Genomic DNA, 20,451 nt, shown 5'->3' with positions numbered 1-20,451 from the left:
GCCTTTAATATGGAATCATAGACAAATTTCAAAGGAGTGCTGAAGATGAGTATTTTAAAAACTGAACAACTGGTAAAAGTTTATGGTTCTAAAAAAAATCAACAAGAAGTATTAAAACAAATAGATATGACGGTAGAAAAAGGTGAATTCATTAGCATTATGGGGGCATCAGGTTCTGGTAAAACAACGCTTTTAAATGTTTTGAGTTCAATTGATTATGCTACGAACGGTCAAATTGAAATTAATGGACATCAATTACAAAACATGAATAATAGACAAATGTCTAACTTTAGAAAAAAAGAATTAGGCTTTATATTTCAAGAGTATAATTTGCTGAATACGCTCACTGTTCAAGAAAATATTATGTTGCCTTTGACGATTCAAAACATTTCAAAAAAAGAAGCGCAAATAAGATATGAAGAAATAAGTAAAGCATTAGGTATTCTAGATATTCAACATAAATATCCAAGTGAGATTTCAGGTGGTCAAAAGCAAAGAACATCTGCAGCAAGGGCATTTATAGGACAACCATCTATTATATTTGCCGATGAACCAACTGGTGCTTTAGATTCTAAATCCGCATCTGACTTATTAAATAAGTTAAATCAAATGAATCAGACGACGCAATCTACAATCATAATGGTTACACATGATTCCGCAGCGGCAAGTTATTCAAATCGCGTTATTTTCTTGAAAGATGGTAAAATCTATTCTGAACTTTATAAAGGAGACGATGATAGAGAGACATTTTATAAGGAAATCATCAAAACACAAAGCGTGTTAGGTGGTGTTGTAAATGAGCTTTAATCACATCATTATTAAAAACTTAAGACGTAACATCCGTCATTATAGTATGTATGTCTTTTCAATTACGATGAGTGTCATGCTGTTTTTCGGGTTTGTTACTTTGAAGCATTCAGAAGATTTGAAGGGTCTACAATCTGGCGTTAAGCTAGGAGTGGGTATTCAAATAGGTGTCACAATATTAACGATTATTATCGTCGTATTCTTGCTTTATGCAAACAAACTTTTTATTAAAAGAAGATCAAGAGAAATAGGGTTATACCAGTTAATCGGTATGACAAAACGAGAAGTCTTCAAAATATTTGCTTTAGAAAACTTTATCTTATTTGCAATAACTGCTGTGCTAGGTTCCATTCTAGGCTTTTTCTCTTCGAAAATATTATTAATGATTTTGTATAAGATTATAGATGTTCAGCAAGAAGCGCATTTAAATTTTAGTATAGAAGCCTTTATTCAAACAGTCGTTTTAATGGTTGGCATTTATATGATCATATCTCTTCAAAATATTGTGTTTATTAAGAGAAAAACGATTCTAGCACTTATGAATGAATATAATGTTACAGATACAAAAATTAAAAAAATTAAGTTATATGAATTAATTTTTGGTGCAATTGGCATTTTGATGATTATCGGAGGGTACTATTTATCTAGTGTAATATTTGATAATCTTAAAGGAAATGCCATGATGGGTCTTTATTTAAGAATGATCACTGTATTGTTCTTAACGATCGTTGGGGCGTATCTATTATTTAGGTGTTCAATATCACTTATATTCAACACCATTCGTAAATATAAAAAAGGTATGCTTAGTGTAACAGACGTCGTTTCAACATCATCTATCATGCATAAGATGAAAACTAATGCTTTATCGCTTACAATAATTGCAATTGTTTCAGCTATGTCAGTGGGTCTTTTAGCATTAAGTTATGTCTCATATTACAATGCAGCAGAAACTGCTCGGAATAATGCACCTGATGATTATATTTTTATAAACAAAGATGCAAATAATCAATTCAAAAAAGCGCTAAATGACAATAATATCAAGTTCAAGGAAAATAATTATCATGTGACGCGCTATGAGATTGATGATACTAAAGTGTTCGCATATGATGATGAACTGACTAGTACATCATCTCAATTTCCTTCAACAATTGCTAAATCATCAGAATTTAAAGATTTGAATTTACAAGATAACGAAGTTGCTATAGTAGGTTATAGTGATATTCTTGATAAAATGATTACAGTTCATGATGATGAAAACATATCATATAAATTAAATGATCAAACTAAGCAGCTTAAAGTGAAGTCCATTAGTAAAGAAACTTATTTATCAACTAATATTTCATATAATGCACCTGTTTATGTTGTTTCAAATCATACATTTGATCAGATGAAACAGCATGAAGCGAAAAATGATAGTCTTAATGATCAGTACGGTATTAATTTAAGTGACGAAAAAGACGTTAATAAAGCAGAACAAATCTTTAGTAAACAAGTAAAGTCAAATGAATCATCGCTTTCATATCAACAGATATATAAGGACTCTAAAAGTAGTCTTGGCGTCATGTTATTTATTCTCGGATTTTTAGGCGTCGCATTTCTACTATCAACTGGCTGTATCATTTACATTAAGCAAATTGATGAAACAGAAGATGAGACTTCAAACTATGTTATATTAAGAAAATTAGGTTATACATCTAAAGATATGTCTAAAGGAATTGCATTGAAAATTGGATTTAATTTTGCATTACCATTAATTATTGGATTGAGTCACGGGTATTTCGCAGCTAAATCAGCGTGGTTCTTCATGGGACAATCATTCTACACACCAGTACTTATTGTCATGTCGCTATATTCTTTAATTTATATATTATTTGCAATATTAGCTTATGTACATTCTAAACAAGTTATCCAACGCGTATTATAAAACTATTTTAGGACTAATGCTTGTCATTAGTCCTTTTTTATGTTATAAAATACCAATGTGAACTTTGTGTATACAGAAAGTTTACAAACAAGACGAAAATTTAAAAATTAATTAATAAACAGTGGTCGAATTCATTTTGAAAGAGTACAATGAAAGAGTAATTACGTAAATTAAGATGTAAATTTTGGGAGGATTACTAAATGTTTAATAAGAAGAAGGATAAGTTTGGTATTCAGCTAGAAGCTATAGCTGAGAATTTAAGCCGCGCGTCAGTTGAATTTGGAGAAATGGATTTTGATTCAGATTTCGACTTAAAAGCTTATTCAGATAAAATAAAAGCCTATGAGTCTAATGGTGATGATCTTATGCACCAAATGATCACTGATTTAAATCAGACGTTCATCACACCAATTGAAAGAGAAGATATTTTAGAATTGTGTGACGCATTAGATGATGTATTAGATGAAATGGAAGAAACTTCAGCAATGTTTGAAATGTACTCTATCAGTTATTCAGATGATTACATGGCTGAATTCGTGAAAAACATCCAAGCAGCTGTAAAAGAAATTGAAATAGCTGTAACTTTAGTAGCTGAGAAGAAATTCTCACATATTCGTGTGCATTCTATTAACATTAAAGAATATGAAACGAATTGTGATAGCATTTTAAGACAATCTATCAAATATATTTTCAATAGCGAAACAGACCCAGTAACTTTAATTAAAATTAAAGATATTTATGAATCTTTAGAAGATGTAGCAGATAAATGTCAATTAGTAGCAAATAAATTAGAACAAATTATTATGAAAAATAGCTAAGGAGTTTTAGAAAAATGGATAGTTTACTCATTATTACCGTAGCTATTGTTGCATTTGCGTTAATTTTTGACTTTATTAATGGTTTCCATGATACAGCCAATGCAATCGCTACAGCAGTATCTACTAAAGCACTTAAACCAAGACATGCAATTTTATTAGCAGCAATCATGAACTTTCTTGGTGCATTAATGGCAACTGGTGTTGCTCAAACGATTGCAAAAGATATCGTAGATCCATTTAAATTAGAGAATGGTTCAATTGTTATTTTAGCAGCTTTAATTTCGGCAATAGCATGGAATCTTTTAACTTGGTACTTCGGGATTCCAAGTTCATCTTCACATGCATTAATAGGGTCGATTGCAGGAGCAGCTATCGCATCTGCAGGATTTGGTGTATTACATTACCAAGGATTTTCTAAAATTATATTAGCTTTAATTGCATCACCGATATTAGCTTTTATAGTTGGTTTTATAGTATATTCTATTTTCAAAGTAGTATTTAAAAATAATAATTTGACTAAAACAAATAGAAACTTTAGATTTATTCAAATTGGTACTGCTGCGTTACAAGCATTTTCTCACGGTACAAATGATGCTCAAAAAGCAATGGGTATTATTACGATGGCACTTATTTCAGCTAATATGCAAACAACAACAGATATTGAGCTATGGGTTAAAATAAGTTGTGCTACCGCAATGGGACTTGGAACAGCAGTAGGTGGATGGAAAATTATTAAAACTGTTGGTGGAAACATTATGAAAATACGTCCAGCTAACGGCGTAGCAGCAGACTTATCATCAGCATTCGTTATATTTGGTGCTACTTTCATACACTTACCAGTATCAACTACTCATGTTGTATCTTCATCTATATTAGGTGTAGGTTCATCACAACGCGTTAAAGGCGTTAAATGGACAACAGCACAAAGAATGATCATTACATGGATTGTAACTTTACCAGTTTCAATTTTACTTTCATTTGTTATTTATCACTTTTGTATGTTATTTGTATAAAAATATTAAAAAACATCCTAATTATAAAATTTGGATGTTTTTTTGTTTGGTTATAAATAGAGCTGTTGAATTTATCAAGTCAGGGTCCACATGATAAAAAAGCTCTTCACTAGGTTATCGCCTAATGAAGAGCTCTTTTTGTTATGTCCCTTACTCTTTGGATATTAATGAATATAAGAGTAGTTATAAACTTGTGATGCAGGTATTGTTCTATAATCAGTTACACCAGGAGGCGTATTGTAGTTAGTTTCTGAAATAAGTAAACTACCGTCTGAGTTAATAGATTCAACATATGAAACGTGACCATATTGACCTGATGTAGATTGCATGATTGATCCTACTGCAGGTGTGCTATCTACACGGAAACCGTTAGCTTGTGCTGCGCCTGCCCAGTATTTTGCGTCTCCCCAATATGTGCTTATTGCACTACCAGCTTGTGCTCTACGGTCGAATACGTAATATGTACATTGACCCCAGTCGTATAAGTTTTGGTCATTAAATGTTTGGTTACTACTCGTTTGAGATGGTTGTGTATTGTTTGATGGGGCAGTTGATGTTTCACTACCGCTTCCACCTGCAATTTTTAAAGTTTGACCAGGATAGATAATATAACCTTTTAAATTATTTGATTTCATAAGTTGGTCAACTGAAACACCGTGTTGTTGAGCGATTACATCTAATGAATCACCACTTTTAACTGTGTACGTAGAACCTGAAGTTGCTGTACTTTCTTGAGAGCCACTTCCTCCAGTTGAACTACTTCCGTTTACAGTAATGACTTGTCCTGGGAAGATCATGTTTCCTGAAATGTTATTACTAGATTTCAGTTGGTCTACAGATACACCATATTCGTCTGCGATAACCCATAAAGATTCACCATTTTTTACAGTGTGTTGAGTTGATGCTTCAGCGTCGTTATGAGCTGCTATAGCTGCAACACCTGAAACTGCTGTTACTGCGAATGCAAATTTTTTCAAAGGCTTATCCTCCTCATTATTTAAAATATATAAAAACTACATGCAAATATATAAATCCTTCGATAGCATTAATGGTAACAAAAATAGCATTATCTGTACTGTATGTAATCACTTTGTAATAAAAAAACAATAATTAGAATGCGCTTTTATGAATGTATATAACCCTACCAAAACTGTTGTGAACGCATCTATATGCAATATGGCAAATTATGTAAGGGGAAGATTGTTACAATTGTGAAGAAACATCAAGATTGATATATATAGTAATTGCATGTAAAATGTTGGTATTACTTTAAAAAGGATTGATTATGAATGAGTTATGAACATAATTATGGATCTTATGAAGCTGCTGATACACATGGTTCAGCAATTAGAAAAACGTGGCTTTATTTCTTATATTATTGGGTTATTTTTGGGATTGGAACATATTTAGGTCAATTTGTACCACCTGCTCTTCAACTTCCAATTACGATAGGATTATTTGTACTTATAATGATTTCACTATTTGTAAAATCATCTAGAAAATTTGGTGGTCTTATATCTAATGTGTTTGCATTCTTAATTGGTGTACTATCATATACATCGTTTATGTATTATTTAGGTGCATTAGGCACGCAAGCATTTTATGGAAATATAGCGTTAGCTATTGGTGCATTCGCAGCGTTCGGAATTTTAGGCTATTTCATGATTGATGATGCATCAGGTTTAGGTAAATATTTATTCGTTACATTAATAGCACTTATTTTCGCAAGTTTATTAGGATTATTTATAAATAACCCAATCTTTCATACCGTATTATCAGTAATCGGTATAGGTTTATTCTTGTTATATACAGTTTATGACTTTAACCGTATGAAACTCGGTAATTTCTCTCCAAGAGAAATGGGCTTTAATTTATTTATAAATCTACTGAATATTATTATGCACATATTAAGACTTGCAAGTATTATTAAAGATTAAAATACGTTTACTAGAGCTTGTGACATTAACATCCCTGGTTAACGTAAAAGAGCGTAAATTCTTATTTTTCGAAGAATTTATGCTCTTTTTATTATAATTTCTACTATTGGATGAGGTCGGTGTGTGTAGCGGCAGCATGTTCGGGGTCTGAATGTTGCTTGTTTAGGTAGTCTTGCAACTTACAGAGCTTCTATGTTGCTTGTTTGATAAGTCTTGCAACATTCGGACCTTCTATGTTGCTTGTTTGGTGAGTCTTGCAACATACAACATATACTTAAAAGAACAAACGAAAAAATATAAGAAAAATGAATACTTATAACGATTTTGTGAAGTACTGACGCCCGGGGGAATAGTATGTGAGAAAGACTACAGGCTCGAACCATACCCCTAGGCAAGCATGCACTTTTAAAATCGTAAGATTTTAAAACATATCACGCTATTTTGAGTTGAGATTTATGTCCAAGATTTTATTGAACGGTAAACTTTGCCAGATTAGATCAATATTGTATAATAGGTATGTTAAATAACTCACTTTGAAAGAGAGATGGAATTATGGGACGTAAATGGAATAATATTAAGGAAAAGAAAGCCCAAAAAGATAAAAATACAAGTAGAATTTATGCGAAATTTGGCCGTGAAATATATATGGCAGCAAAATCAGGTGAACCAGATCCTGAATCAAACCAAAACCTTAAATTTGTATTAGAAAAAGCTAAAACTTATTCTGTTCCAAAACATATTATAGATAGAGCCATCGAAAAAGCAAAAGGTGGATCAGAAGAAAACTACGATGAATTAAGATACGAAGGTTTTGGACCAAGTGGTACAATGTTAATTGTTGATGCGTTAACTAACAACGTTAACCGTACAGCTAGTGATGTTCGTGCAGCATTCGGTAAGAATGGTGGGAATATGGGTGTATCTGGATCTGTAGCATACATGTTTAATCACACAGCAGTATTTGCATTCAAAGAAAAATCATCTGATGAAATTTTTGAGCTTTTATTAGAAGAAGATTTAGATGTTAGAGATGTTATTGAAGAAGAAGAATTAACGATTGTATACGCTGAGCCTGAGCAATTTGCACAAGTTCAAAATGTTCTTAAAGAGAATGGTGTAGAAGATTTTGAAGTTGCGGAACTTTCAATGTTAGCTCAGTCAGAAGTTACTTTATCAGAAGAAGATCAAGATACTTTTGAAAAATTAGTAGATGCTCTTGAAGATTTAGAAGATGTTCAACAAGTATTTCATAATGTAGATTTGTAATGGGAGAAGCTATGAATAAAGATAAATGGATTGAAATGCTTGATTTAACACCACATCCAGAAGGTGGATATTTTAAAGAAATCATTAAATCACAACAAACATTAAGTGATCATAATGCTATGTATACAAGTATTTATTTCCTATTAGAGAAAAATAATATCTCTCATTTTCATAGAATACAATCAGATGAAGTTTGGTATTATCATGCTGGTCAAACATTAACTGTTCATATGATACATCCAGATGGAAAATATGAACAAGTTAAAGTAGGACCTAATATTGAAGCTGGCGATGTATTACAGGCACTCGTACCTAAAGGCGTAATATTTGCTTCAACGGTTGAAGGGGATAATGACTATGCGTTAGTAGGCTGTATGTGTTCACCAGGTTTCCAATTTGAAAAGTTTGAACTGTTTACACAAGCGCACTTGCTAGAACAATATCCACAGCATGAAGAAGCTATTAAAAAGTATGCATTTGAATCTATATAAAACTAAAACAACAGAGGGCACACGATTAATAAGTGTGCCCTCTGTCTCTGTTTATAGACTTTAATTTATCTTATACAAGTGTTTATAGCTCACCATATACTTCTTTTGCCGTTTCTATCACGTAAGATAATTTACGCCATTGATCTTCTTCAGATAAAATATTACCTTCTTCTGTTGAAGCAAAACCACATTGTGGGCTTAGACATATTTGATCTTTTGAAACGTATTTTGTAGCTTCATCTAATCTGTCTAAAATGTTTTGTTTGTTTTCTAGTTCTCCAGTCTTCGATGTAAAAAGACCTAATACAATATAAGCATCATCTCTATTGAAATGTCTTAAAGGTTCGAAATCGCCTGAACGATTATCATCATACTCTAAGAAGAAGCCTTGTAATTTTTCTGTGAATAGTTCTTTAGCGATTGGTTCATAACCACCTGTGATGGCCCATGAGGATTGATAGTTACCACGACAAATATGTGTAGTAATCAGTAAATCTTCTGGCAAGTCTGCTAAAGCGTCATTCACGACCTTTGCAGCTAATTTAATAGCTTCTGCTTTTTCATCTTCAGTACGTTCTCTATTTTTAATTAATTGTTTTGTTGCTGCTAATCCAGCCCAATAAACATCATCAATTTGTAAATAGCGACATCCTAAGTCATAAAATTTAAGTATAGATTGGCGGTAAGCTTCTGATACATCTTTAGCATATTCGTTAATATCTGGATAAATATCATGATTTAATATGTTTGGATGGAATAACTGGTTAGGGCTCGGGATGGAAACTTTACTCATAGCTCTACCATTTACTTGTTTATGTAAATAAGAAAAATGTTCGAAATGTGGATGTTCTGGATTAAATTCAACTTTTCCAGCTACTCTTACATTATGTTTTTTAGTTTCAACACCATTAAACGTAAGACCGATTTCTGGTACGTAATCTTCAATACCAGTTAAATTTTCTAAGAAATCAAAATGCCAATAAGAACGTCTGAATTCACCGTCAGTTATACTTTTTAATCCGACTTCTAATTGTTTTTCAATGATTTGATCAATTTCTTGATCTTCAACTTGTTGTAATTCAGCTTCAGATATAGCACCTTCTGAATATTGTTGACGTGCTTTTTTTAATGGTTCAGTTCTTAATAAACTTCCGACATGATCAGCGCGGAAAGGTCTTAATTGCTCAGTCAATTTAATTCACTCCTATTTATATACTCTAAAAATTCTGAAAAATTCAATATTCATTAAAAGTAACAAAGTAATACATCGTTGTCAATTTAATTTTGGTATAATGAGATTAAAAGGAGGTTATTAAACACTTGGCTAATAAAACTAAAAAAATTACAAAAAAGAAGCGTCAACCTGTAAAAAATAAAAATCAGAAAAAGAAACATCCAAAAAAGAAGCATAAATTTCAAAAGAAGTATTTATTATGGCTTGCATACATATTATTAGCATTTGTTATAGCGGTAAGTATTTTCCACGTGTTTAAAATTTTACCTCACGGCGTTTCAAAAACAAGTTCTGAAACTAAGACTGAGCATGTAGAATTATTAACGGATGTTACTTATAAATCCGGAGACGAAATGAATTATGATCATGAAATCTTTGATAAAGTTAATGAAACGATAAATGAAGCGAATGACTTTATTATTATGGACATGTTCTTATTTAATAGTTATAAAACGGGAGATAAAACTTATCCAGACATAGCGAATCGACTCACACAGTCTTTAATCGCTAAAAAGCAAGAGAATCCAAACATGAGAATTATTGTGATAACTGACCCACTTAATTCATTTTACGGTTCTTATACGCCAGAAAATATTAAAGATTTAAAAGAATATAATATAGATGTTCAATATACAGATTTAAATAAATTAAGAGACTCGAATCCAATTTATTCTGGTACATATAGAACATTCTTTCAATGGTTTGGGAATAGTGAAAACGGCAAGTTAAGCAACCCGATAAGTAGTGAAGCACCAGATGTTACAGTAAGAGGTTATTTGGGAATTTTAAATATGAAAGCGAATCATAGAAAAACGCTTGTAACAGAAAAACACGGCATGGTGCTTTCAAGTAATCCGCATGACTCAAGTGGCTATCATCAAAATGTCGGTGTAAGAGTAACAGGACCTATCCAAAATGCGTTGATTAAATCTGAATTAGCAGTAGCCAATATGAGTGGTGCACAGTATTCGGCCAGCGATTTTAAAATTAATCATAATAGTTGGCGTGATGACGCTACTTATTCAGTGCAACTGGCAACAGAAGGGAAAATTAAAGAGCAAATTATTAAAAATATAAAAAAAACACAATCTAAAGATCGTATTTCTATAGGAATGTTTTACCTTTCTGATAGAGATGTGATCAATGAACTGATTAAAGCATCTAAGAGGAATGTGAAAATCAAACTCATATTAGATATCAATAAAGAAGCTTTTGGAAAAGAAAAACCAGGTGTCCCTAATAAGCCTGTAGCAAGTGAGTTAGTTAATCGCTCAAAAGGAAATATTAAAGTGAAATGGGCGCTCAGTAACGGAGAACAGTATCACTCGAAATACTTGTTATTTGAACAAAATGAAAATAAGAATGCTACTATGATATTAGGTTCGTCTAATCTAACGCGTAGAAACATGGGCGATTATAATTTAGAGTCAGATATCATTATTAAAGGTAAACAAACTGACGAAGCATTTGCAAAACTATCTCGAACTTTTAATGATGCATGGGATAATAAGGAACATACGATGACTGCTCAATATGATGATTTTAAAGATGAATCATTATGGAAAAGAGTCATGTATAGAATACAAGAAAAGACCGGATTATCTAGCTTTTAAGATTATAATATTTCGTAAGAATATTGTTTATCAGCAACCAAAAAATCACACCTCAATTATGAAGGTGTGATTTTTTTGGTTATCTATTAATTTTAATAATATTGCGATACATAATGTCAGCCATTTTTTCTGGTGTTTCTTCACAACCATTTTTTAACCATCTATAAATAGATGCAATTTGTCCACCAACTGTGTAATCAAGGAAGAAGTTTATATCTTGAAGTGTACTTATACTGCGAATCAACTTCTCAAATCTAAACTTTATGAGTTTAATAAAACTAATAATCAATTCTTTCTCAGGATGTACGACGAATACGCTTGTAAAAAATCTTTGATGTCTTGCAATGTAATAAAATACATTTGTGAAATACTGTTTAACGTATTTTCGTTTGTCATCAGGATTATCTGTTATAGATTGTTCAATATTATCCATTAAAGTTTCATAGTTCGTCATATGGAATCTTTTAATTTCTTCATACGTTTCATATTTATCTTTAAAGTGTGCATAAAATGTTGAACGGTTAATGCCACATTCAGCACATAACATTTTTATAGTGATTTCATCAAAATGATAATGTTCTAATAAGTAAACCATGTTACTCGTTATTAATTGTCTAGCATGTTTTTTCATAGTTCACCTCGAATAATTACATAACATATATTTTAACAAAAACAACTCTAAATATACATTAATTTTCATTTTAAATATGAAGATATTATGAATAATTATCTGATTTTTCCGCTATTTTAACCCGACAAACTTATGAAATTTGTTGGTTTAAATCATGGTTGACGAGGCTTATAATAAACAAATCATTGAAATTTGGAGGAAATAGAGTAATGAAAAAAATCGTGCTTGTAAATGTTATTACTATAGTGATTTTAGTGGCTATCGGCCTAGTAGGATTCCACTATTATAGTGAAGCGACAGATTATGTAAAAACAGAAAACGCAAAAGTTGACGGTGAGCAAATTAAAATTGCGAGCCCAGTATCAGGTAATTTAAACAGCTTTGATGCTGAAGAAGGAAAAACATTCGATAAAGGCGATAAAATTGGCGAGGTAGCTGGTAAAGGTGAAGATGGCGAATCTCAAAATATGGATATCAAAGCACCTTCAAAAAGTACAATCGTCAAAACTTCAGCAACAGAAAATAATTTAGTTCAAGCTGGATCACCAATCGCTTATGCATATAACTTTGATGATTTATATGTAACAGCAAACATTGATGATACAGATGTTGAAGATGTTGAAAAAGGACAAGCTGTTGACGTTTATATCGATGGCCAAGAAGCTAGTGTTAAAGGTAAAGTGTCTCAAGTTGGATTAGCAACTGCATCAAGTTTCTCATTGATGCCTTCATCAAATAGTAATGGAAACTATACAAAAGTGACGCAAGTTGTTCCAGTGAAAATCACATTTGATTCTAAGCCATCAACAAATGTTGTTCCAGGAATGAATGTTGAAGTTCGAATCCACAAGAATTAAGGAGGGTGTATTATGACATCAACCTTTACGGTGGCTTATATAATCATTGCAATCCTTTTATGGGTTGGAATTAACGCGTTTGTAGTAAAACGTAAAAACACTAAATCAATTTCTAAAGATAGCTCAGATCATTCAAGCGTGAATGATGAGACTCAATTGAAATCTAAAGATGAAGAAAACATCGATCAAAACAAATATTCACATATTGAAAAAATGGAAGAAGATAATAAAACGTCTAAAACAGAGACGGAAAAAACGACTTCTAACGATATGAATTCAGTAGAGCAAAATCAATCTACTGAAGAACAGGAAGATACATCTGATCGTGGTATGGAATTAAATGAGCATGAACCTATTAATGAACAAATTAAAAAAAATCATGTTAACTTCGTATACGGAAAAGGTATCTCAAGAAATAAAATATTAGTTGCAATGATGTTCGGTATGTTTATAGCAATATTAAACCAAACGCTATTAAACGTTGCATTGCCTGTTATTAATAATGAATTTAGTATCTCAGCGTCTACAGGACAATGGTTAATGACTGGATTCATGTTAGTAAATGGTATTTTAATACCGATAAGTGCTTTTTTAATTAGTAAATATTCTTATAGAAGATTATTCCTAATAGCGATGACGTTATTTACAATTGGTTCTATAATATGTGCATTATCATTTAACTTCCCACTGATGATGTCAGGACGTGTTATTCAAGCAGTTGGTGCCGGTATATTAATGCCGTTAGGTTCAAATGTATTTATGACAATCTTCCCACCAGAAAAACGTGGGGCTGCAATGGGTACATTAGGTATCGCTTTTATTTTAGCACCTGCAATTGGTCCAACGTTATCAGGTTGGATTGTTCAAAACTATCATTGGAACGTTATGTTCTACGGTATGTTTGCTATAGGTCTAATAGCGATATTTATTAGTTTCTTTTGGTTTAAAATTTACCAACAAACATCTAAACCGAAAGCTGACGTTCAAGGTATTATATTCAGTACTTTAGGATTTGGCATGTTATTATATGGATTTAGTGAAGCAGGTAATGATGGATGGACGTCTGTGACAGTTTCAGGATCATTAATTATCGGTCTAATCTTTACGATATTATTTGTTGTTCGTGAAGTTAGAATGAAAAATCCAATGCTTGATATGTCAGCACTTAAATATTCAGGATTTACGTTAACAACGTTAATCAATGTAATTGTAACAATGAGTTTATTCGGTGGTATGATCTTACTACCAATCTACTTACAAAATTTACGTGGATTCTCCCCATTAGATTCAGGTCTATTGTTATTACCTGGTTCATTAATTATGGGATTCATGGGTCCTATTGCTGGTAAAATGTTAGATTCATTTGGTATTAAACCACTTGCTTTAATTGGTTTAACAATCATGACAATAGGAACATGGGAATTAACACAATTAAATATGGATACACCATATACAACAATTTTAGTTATATATATCGTGCGTTCATTCGGTATGAGTTTTATCATGATGCCAATCATGACTGCAGGTATGAATTCATTACCTCAAAGACTTATTCCACATGGTAATGCGATTAGTAACACAGTGAGACAGTTAGCAGGATCAATTGGTACAGCAATACTTGTAACAGTGATGACGCAAAATACAACTTCTCATTTAGCTAATATGTCAGATAACCTGGATTCAACTAATCCTATGATTCAAGAACAAGTTAAAGCACTTTCTGAATCAGTTGGAGGAGAACAAGCAGGAACATCTGCACTTTTAGAATATTTTAATAAATTAGCAACAGTTCAAGGTATCAATGATGCTTTCTGGATTGCCACATTATTTAGTGTGATTGCATTAATATTAAGTTTATTCTTAAAAGGTAAATCACATTATTTATCTAACGAATAGACATGAATTCGGGAATTAAAAATATAAATTCACTTTGTATTTTTAAATTATATATTAAAAATTAATTGTTGAAATACTACAAGAAACATAACGTTTCTTGTAGTATTTTTTTATAAATATAAATTTAATTTTGAAATCCTATCTTGAATGCTTTGAATCGGGCTTGTTTTTTTATATAATGTAAAAAAGGAGTTGGTAACTTGTGAAAGTTAAGTATATTGACAAACGTCATTGGCGACGTCTCCTTAATCGCGAATATAAAGAAGTTGTGCTGGATACAAATCATTTTAAAGGACTTGTAGGATTAGTTACAATGGTACAAGTCAAGGAACCTTTAAAGGTAAATGTTGTAGGGAAAGAAATCACAGTGGCGGATAATGGTTATAAATGGATGCAAATATTACCTGAGAAAAAGCCGTATAGTATAACTGTCATGTACGACAAACAAAACAAACCAGTGCAGTACTATTTTGATGTGAATTTGAGGAATATCACGCAACTCGGTAATGCTAGAACATTAGATTTATGTTTGGACGTGTTGGTCATACCGAAGTCGGGTGAATATGAACTTGTTGATGAAGATGACTTAGAAAGAATGCTCAATGAGAAGAAAATATCTAAAGCGCAATTTCATAGAGCATACGTTACAGCTCATGAGATTATGTTTAAATTAGAAACAGACTTTAAAGGTATGGAAAAAAGAATTAGATATTGTTTTCATGAAATTATGAATGCAAAGTAATTAAATAACTGTATCATTGCATATTTCTATATAGAAAAACGAGGAAGCCCTTTAAAGATGGCGTTCCCCGTTTTTTTTATAAGAATATTAAAGCTAAAATGATAGCGATTGGTCCAACGATGAAACAATATTTACTAAAGATACCTAATTGACCACGCTCCATAATACCTTGTAACCATTTCAATGAGAAATAACTCGCTACAAGTGAAGCAACGAGTGCGAATAAATATGAAATCATTAATGATGTGTCTGGTGGTGTCTCGACAATATCTTTAATACCTAGTAAAGCTGTTCCTAAACTTACAGGAATATAAAGTAAGAATGAGAATTTAAAAGCTGTTTTTTGATTCATACCCACACCTAATGCACCAACGATAGTAGCACCACTTCGGCTGAGTCCTGGTATGAGTGCAACCGCTTGGAATAAACCAACAATGATTGCGTCTTTAAGTGTTAAATCACGTTCTAACTTTTGACCACGTTTATTTTTAATAAACCATAATGCGATACCTGTTACGATCAACATGATACCTACTAAGAGTACGCTTTTAGTATCGCCGATAACGTCTTTAAAGATAACGCCTAAAATACCTGCAGGGATAGTAGCGATAACTAAATACATAGCAAGTTGGAAGTTCTTTTTAACAGTTTCAGTACGCTCACCTTTAATATATTTAAGCGTGTCGATTATTAATTCGATAATGTCTTTTCTAAATAAAATGAGAACAGCAACCAATGAAGCGGTATTCACGACAATTTCAAATGTTAATCCGTCTGTATGTAATCCTAAAAATTCTTGTGCCATTACAAGGTGTCCGCTTGAAGAAACGGGGATAGGTTCTGTTATACCTTGGAGCAAGCCAAGAAAAATATATTTGATAATTTCTATAATAAGCATGATTGGATCCTTTCTGTTTAATTTACATGCTCAACTATAACGAATTATTTATTGAGTTTCAATTTTATAAATAAAAAAACTTATATTTCGGTCTAAAGTTGTAGTTCATAGTCGTCAAATTAAATCATGTTATAATAAAATGAAAGTAAGGAGTGTGTCATTTGAAAGTAGATGATTATAAGTTACTCGTAACATTAGAAGATGTAAAAACTTTACGAAAAGCAGCAGACATTCTCTACATATCACAACCAGCAGTGAGTCAAAGATTAAAATCTATCGAAAACTTTTTCGGTATAAATATATTTATAAGAACAAAAAAGCAACTCATTACAACGAATGAAGGGGCACTTGTGATTGAGCATGCACGAAAAATGTTAAAAGAAGAACGTCTATTGTTAGATAAAATTAGTTCGAAAATAGGAGAAGTAAACGGCAGTATTTCTATAGGTGTTTCTTCATTAATCGGACAAACAATACTTCCACAAGTTCTAGGAGAATATACAAACTTATATCCAAATGTAGACATTCAATTACAAATTGGTTCTAGTGAACATATTAAACAATATCAAAATGACTTTCACATCATGGTTGTGAGAGGGAATGAAGTCATGAATGTTCAAAATGACCTTTTACTAAATGAACAACATTATTTTATTTATCCTAAAAATAGAAAACAAGACTTACATCTATTACCAATGATAGAGTTTCAGGCAGAACCTATTTATTTAAAGCAAATAGAAGAATGGTATTCAGATTATTTACAGAAAGAATATCATGCGCTTATTAAAGTCGATCAAATCGCAACATGTAAAGAATTGTTGTTGAATGGTGTAGGGGTTACAGTTTTACCAGAGTTGGTTATTGGGGATATTGATACAAATAGATTTGAAATTAAAAAATTAAATGTTATGCGCAAACCACTTACACGTTCAACATATATTTGTTATGAACATAATGTATTGCAGCTACCACAAATTAAGTCTTTCATAGAAGTATTAAAAAATTATATTAGTAAACTTGAAATAGGTAAAAAATAAGAGCCTGGTACATAGTTCCCACTCAAAATAAAAAACAACTCATTTCACTGATTTATTCAGCTAGAAATGAGTTGTTTTTTTATAGAATCTTACGATTTTGAAAGTGCATGCTTGCCTAGGGGTGTGGCTCGAGCCTGTAGTCGCGCGCGGCATACTATTCTCCCGGGCGTCAGCGCTTTACAAAATCGTGAGAACGAACCAAAGTAAAATTAGGGTGAATCGTATGAAGAATGTAGAGACATTATGCTCAATTCACGCTACTGTTTTTTTAGTAAATAGCGTAATATGTTTTAAAATCTTACGATTTTGAAAGTGCATGCTTGCCTGGGGTATGGCTCGAGCCTGTAGTCTCTCACTCATACTATTCCCCCGGGCGTCAGCACTTTACAAAATCGTGAGTAATATTCATTTCTATAATATTTTTTCTTTTGTTCTTTTAAGTACATGCTCTATGTTGCAAGACTGACCAAACAAGCAACATAGAAGGTCTGAAAGTTGCAAGACTGACTAAACAAGCAACATAGAACGTCTGTATGTTGCAAGACTGACCAAACAAGCAACATAGAAGGCCTGAAAGTTGCAAGACTGGCTAAACAAGCAACATAGAACGTCTGAATGTTCCAAGCTCTTACTTTTTTACACAGAACTTAACTTAAATAATATACCAAGTATCTCAGTTGTATCGATTATGATAAACGTTTCTGTAATTTAGTGAATATATCTTTCGTTTCTTCATTTATGCCATCGTGATTCAATATGTATTTTATGCGTTCGGCATTTTTATGATCTTTGAAACGTGTTTCGTTAAGTTCATAAATAGAAAGTTGTGGCTTGTATGTATTTAGCAATTTCATATTATCATTTTGAGCAACATAACCTTCTTTAAGTACACGAAAATAGCAACCTGTTTTAAAGCTGCTTGCCATACGTTTGACTAAATCTTTAATACCGTATCTTTGAGCGATGGTTGCACAAGGTTGTCTTGGACAAGAAACTTGAATGACTGCCTCTCCAAGTTGATAGCTATCTCCAATATTTAAGTGTTCTTCTGTTAAACCAGATACTGTGATGTTTTCACCGAAAATAGCATATTTAGGTAAAAGGTCAATGATGTCATTCCAATATGGATAATGATCTTTACTGTAGAAACAAATCGCTTTTTCAGGGCCACCATGACCTTTGTATTGTTGTTCATCTTCAACAAATCCCGTTTTAGATAGGTACATGTTACCTTTAAATGGTTCTTTTAAAATAGCAGTTTTTTTAGATTTTTGGTCATCAAATGTGATGTTTGTGACTTTTCCGATTGAAATGTAGTCAACTTTGTATTCCACTGAAATAACCCCTTTAATAATATTTGTTATTGATTTTACATGTTAGAGTGAAATATATCAATAAAGCATTGACGTAATGGGTGATTAGCATTAAAGTACAAGCATATAATAAAATAGAGGAAGTTGTGAATTCATGTTTTTGAAATTATTTCAAATAAAAAATTATAAACTCTTTTTAATAAATATGGGTCTATTAGGAATGGCTATTGCTATAACAGTACCATTTTTAGTGTTATATGCGACTCAACATTTAGGCATGACAAAAGGCCAGTATGGCTTGTTAATGGCGTTAGCTGCTGGTGCATCATTTACAGTGAACTCAATTGTTGCAAGGTATTCAGATAGTGGGAAAATAAACCGTAAATATCTCATCATTACTGCACTTATAATGGGTGCGCTATGTTTCTCTATTTATTTCTACATACATACAATTTGGATATTCATTGTTTTATATGCAATGTTTCAAGGACTTGCTGCACCTGCAATGCCTCAAATGTATGCCTCTGCACGTGAATCTATAAATGAATCCTCTTATAAGGATAGAAGTATATTTGCAAATACTGTTTTGCGATCAACATTTTCATTAGGATTTTTATTTGGACCATTAATCGGGACAGTATTGCTCGGTATATTAGGATATGATGGCTTGTTTGGTGGAACGATGTCATTATTTTTAACCGTTTTAGTCTTATTGATCATTTTTTATAAAGAACCTAAAAAAATTATTAACAACGCAATCGGAAACTTTCCAGAAAGGAAAGCACCAAATTTAATATATGAACCAACATTACTGATACCTTTTTTAGCGTTTATTCTATTACATGTTGGCCAATGGATGTATACATTAAATATGCCATTGTATGTTACAGAGTATTTGAAAGATGATGAATCACATGTGGGCTTTTTAGCAAGTTTATGTGCTGGATTAGAAGTGCCATTTATGATTATTTTAGGCATTATTGCAAGTAAATTTAAAACTAAAACATTGCTCATGGTCGGTTCAATATTCGGCTTCGGTTATTACTTTAGTATAGGCGTGTTTGATAGTTTTGTAGCCATGTTAATTGGGCAATTAGCATTAGCATTTTTCTTAGCCATTTTACTTGGATTAGGTATCAGCTATTTCCAAGACATTTTACCAGAATTTCCAGGATATGCTTCAACATTATTTGCGAATGCAATGGTGATCGGGCAATTAGGCGGAAATTTACTCGGTGGTTATATGAGTGATATAGTAGGTTTAGGAAATGTGTTCTTCGTATCAAGTTTATCTATTGGAGTAGCATTCATATTATTAATTTTTACAGTAGAACATTCAACACAAAAAGAAGCTAAAATAAGTTAGGAGTAAAATTATGACAACAATTAGTTGGTTATTAATTATATTAATGTTTGCCATTGCTTTTATCGGTTTAATCAAACCCATCATTCCATCAGTGTTATTTTTATGGGTAGGTTATTTTATATATCATTTTGCTATCGATTCAAGTAAATTATCATGGGTTTTCTGGACAGTAATGGTGCTATTCACTATATTTATGATACTTTCCGATATCATTATGAATAGCTATTTCGTGAAGAAATTTGGTGGATCTAAACTAGGAGAAACAATGGCAGCAGTTGGTGTCATTATTGGTTGTTTCGTATTCCCACCGTTTGGTATTATCCTCGTACCGTTTGTATTAGTATTCGTTACTGAAATAATTCAAAAAAGCGATATAACAGCCGCTACAAATGCAAGTATCGGCTCATTACTCGGATTCTTAACAAGTTCGATTGCTAAAGCATTAATCATGATCGTTATGATTATATGGTTCTTTATCGATATTATATTTTAATATAAAACCCCATTCGTTGGATGTCTGATATGCTCCCTGTTAAGGAAACACTTAAATAGTGAAAACTTAGCAGGGAGTTTTACTATGACTAGAAATATTAAAATAGATATAAATA

Annotated in this window: 19 protein-coding genes; 14 read left to right on the top strand and 5 right to left on the bottom strand. The window is 32.0% G+C overall.

The features are described 5' to 3' along the window. Positions 1-45 precede the first annotated feature (45 nt). The 4 genes from LQ598_RS12055 to LQ598_RS12040 all read left to right on the top strand — a co-directional run bounded on the left by LQ598_RS12055 (position 46) and on the right by LQ598_RS12040 (position 4,562). The gene (locus tag LQ598_RS12055) at positions 46-807 is read left to right on the top strand and encodes an ABC transporter ATP-binding protein (protein WP_016912540.1); all 762 of its coding nucleotides are present in this window, start codon (positions 46-48) and stop codon (positions 805-807) included. After that, complete coding sequence (locus LQ598_RS12050) at positions 797-2,731, top strand: ABC transporter permease (RefSeq protein WP_107559006.1); 1,935 nt, start codon at positions 797-799, stop codon at positions 2,729-2,731. The genes LQ598_RS12055 and LQ598_RS12050 overlap by 11 nt, the downstream gene beginning before the upstream one ends. A gap of 200 nt (positions 2,732-2,931) precedes the next feature. Then, positions 2,932-3,549, top strand: a complete 618-nt coding sequence (locus LQ598_RS12045; protein ID WP_016912538.1) for a DUF47 domain-containing protein — start codon at positions 2,932-2,934, stop codon at positions 3,547-3,549. Positions 3,550-3,563: 14 nt separating this feature from the next. Next, positions 3,564-4,562, top strand: coding sequence for an inorganic phosphate transporter (locus tag LQ598_RS12040; protein WP_016912537.1), 999 nt, complete (start codon positions 3,564-3,566; stop codon positions 4,560-4,562). Positions 4,563-4,726: 164 nt separating this feature from the next. Here the strand turns inward: LQ598_RS12040 and LQ598_RS12035 are convergent, their stop codons facing one another. Further along, positions 4,727-5,539: a LysM peptidoglycan-binding domain-containing protein gene (locus tag LQ598_RS12035; RefSeq protein ID WP_107559007.1), complete on the bottom strand. Its 813-nt coding sequence runs from the start codon at positions 5,537-5,539 to the stop codon at positions 4,727-4,729. A 312-nt stretch (positions 5,540-5,851) separates the two neighbouring features. Here LQ598_RS12035 and LQ598_RS12030 point away from each other — a divergent pair, with 312 nt between their 5' ends. The 3 genes from LQ598_RS12030 to LQ598_RS12020 all read left to right on the top strand — a co-directional run bounded on the left by LQ598_RS12030 (position 5,852) and on the right by LQ598_RS12020 (position 8,256). Beyond that, positions 5,852-6,499: a Bax inhibitor-1/YccA family protein gene (locus LQ598_RS12030; RefSeq protein WP_016913238.1), complete on the top strand. Its 648-nt coding sequence runs from the start codon at positions 5,852-5,854 to the stop codon at positions 6,497-6,499. Positions 6,500-7,051: 552 nt separating this feature from the next. After that, a complete protein-coding gene (locus LQ598_RS12025; RefSeq protein ID WP_016912520.1) occupies positions 7,052-7,765 on the top strand; it encodes a YebC/PmpR family DNA-binding transcriptional regulator in 714 nt (237 codons plus the stop codon). Positions 7,766-7,776: 11 nt separating this feature from the next. Beyond that, positions 7,777-8,256, top strand: a complete 480-nt coding sequence (locus tag LQ598_RS12020; protein ID WP_182477282.1) for a cupin domain-containing protein — start codon at positions 7,777-7,779, stop codon at positions 8,254-8,256. A gap of 82 nt (positions 8,257-8,338) precedes the next feature. Here LQ598_RS12020 and LQ598_RS12015 read toward each other — a convergent pair whose 3' ends face one another. Continuing rightward, entirely contained in the window at positions 8,339-9,448 is a 1,110-nt protein-coding gene (locus tag LQ598_RS12015; RefSeq protein WP_107536433.1) for a 5-methyltetrahydropteroyltriglutamate--homocysteine S-methyltransferase, read from the bottom strand. A gap of 128 nt (positions 9,449-9,576) precedes the next feature. Here LQ598_RS12015 and LQ598_RS12010 point away from each other — a divergent pair, with 128 nt between their 5' ends. After that, on the top strand, positions 9,577-11,103 hold the full coding sequence (locus tag LQ598_RS12010; protein WP_107536434.1) for a phospholipase D-like domain-containing protein: 1,527 nt from the start codon (positions 9,577-9,579) through the stop codon (positions 11,101-11,103). 79 nt (positions 11,104-11,182) lie between these two features. Here the strand turns inward: LQ598_RS12010 and LQ598_RS12005 are convergent, their stop codons facing one another. Beyond that, positions 11,183-11,734 (bottom strand): TetR/AcrR family transcriptional regulator, encoded by a 552-nt coding sequence (locus LQ598_RS12005; RefSeq protein WP_016912524.1) that lies wholly within the window; start codon positions 11,732-11,734, stop codon positions 11,183-11,185. 209 nt (positions 11,735-11,943) lie between these two features. Between LQ598_RS12005 and LQ598_RS12000 the strand changes: the two genes are divergently transcribed. The 3 genes from LQ598_RS12000 to LQ598_RS11990 all read left to right on the top strand — a co-directional run bounded on the left by LQ598_RS12000 (position 11,944) and on the right by LQ598_RS11990 (position 15,229). Next, a complete protein-coding gene (locus LQ598_RS12000; RefSeq protein WP_016912525.1) occupies positions 11,944-12,591 on the top strand; it encodes an HlyD family secretion protein in 648 nt (215 codons plus the stop codon). A gap of 12 nt (positions 12,592-12,603) precedes the next feature. Next, entirely contained in the window at positions 12,604-14,487 is a 1,884-nt protein-coding gene (locus LQ598_RS11995) for a DHA2 family efflux MFS transporter permease subunit (RefSeq protein ID WP_016912526.1), read from the top strand. 202 nt (positions 14,488-14,689) lie between these two features. Continuing rightward, positions 14,690-15,229 (top strand): ribonuclease FAU-1 family protein, encoded by a 540-nt coding sequence (locus LQ598_RS11990; protein ID WP_016912527.1) that lies wholly within the window; start codon positions 14,690-14,692, stop codon positions 15,227-15,229. Between the two features lie 76 nt (positions 15,230-15,305). Here LQ598_RS11990 and LQ598_RS11985 read toward each other — a convergent pair whose 3' ends face one another. Further along, complete coding sequence (locus LQ598_RS11985; protein ID WP_107536435.1) at positions 15,306-16,127, bottom strand: undecaprenyl-diphosphate phosphatase; 822 nt, start codon at positions 16,125-16,127, stop codon at positions 15,306-15,308. 161 nt (positions 16,128-16,288) lie between these two features. Between LQ598_RS11985 and LQ598_RS11980 the strand changes: the two genes are divergently transcribed. After that, positions 16,289-17,164, top strand: a complete 876-nt coding sequence (locus LQ598_RS11980) for a LysR family transcriptional regulator (RefSeq protein WP_016912529.1) — start codon at positions 16,289-16,291, stop codon at positions 17,162-17,164. Between the two features lie 686 nt (positions 17,165-17,850). On the opposite strand, the gene LQ598_RS11975 is transcribed toward LQ598_RS11980, so the two are convergent. Continuing rightward, positions 17,851-18,498, bottom strand: a complete 648-nt coding sequence (locus tag LQ598_RS11975; protein WP_107537153.1) for an MOSC domain-containing protein — start codon at positions 18,496-18,498, stop codon at positions 17,851-17,853. 133 nt (positions 18,499-18,631) lie between these two features. On the opposite strand from LQ598_RS11975, the gene LQ598_RS11970 reads away from it, so the two are divergent. Then, on the top strand, positions 18,632-19,843 hold the full coding sequence (locus tag LQ598_RS11970) for a sugar efflux transporter (protein ID WP_016913218.1): 1,212 nt from the start codon (positions 18,632-18,634) through the stop codon (positions 19,841-19,843). A gap of 10 nt (positions 19,844-19,853) precedes the next feature. Continuing rightward, positions 19,854-20,336, top strand: coding sequence for a DUF456 domain-containing protein (locus LQ598_RS11965; protein ID WP_016913217.1), 483 nt, complete (start codon positions 19,854-19,856; stop codon positions 20,334-20,336). Positions 20,337-20,451 lie beyond the last annotated feature (115 nt).

The organism is Mammaliicoccus sp. F-M27 (assembly GCF_022387115.1).
Lineage (GTDB): Bacteria > Bacillota > Bacilli > Staphylococcales > Staphylococcaceae > Mammaliicoccus > Mammaliicoccus vitulinus.
Note: the sequence above shows the minus strand (reverse complement) of the source record. Positions and strands in the feature narration are given on the sequence as shown.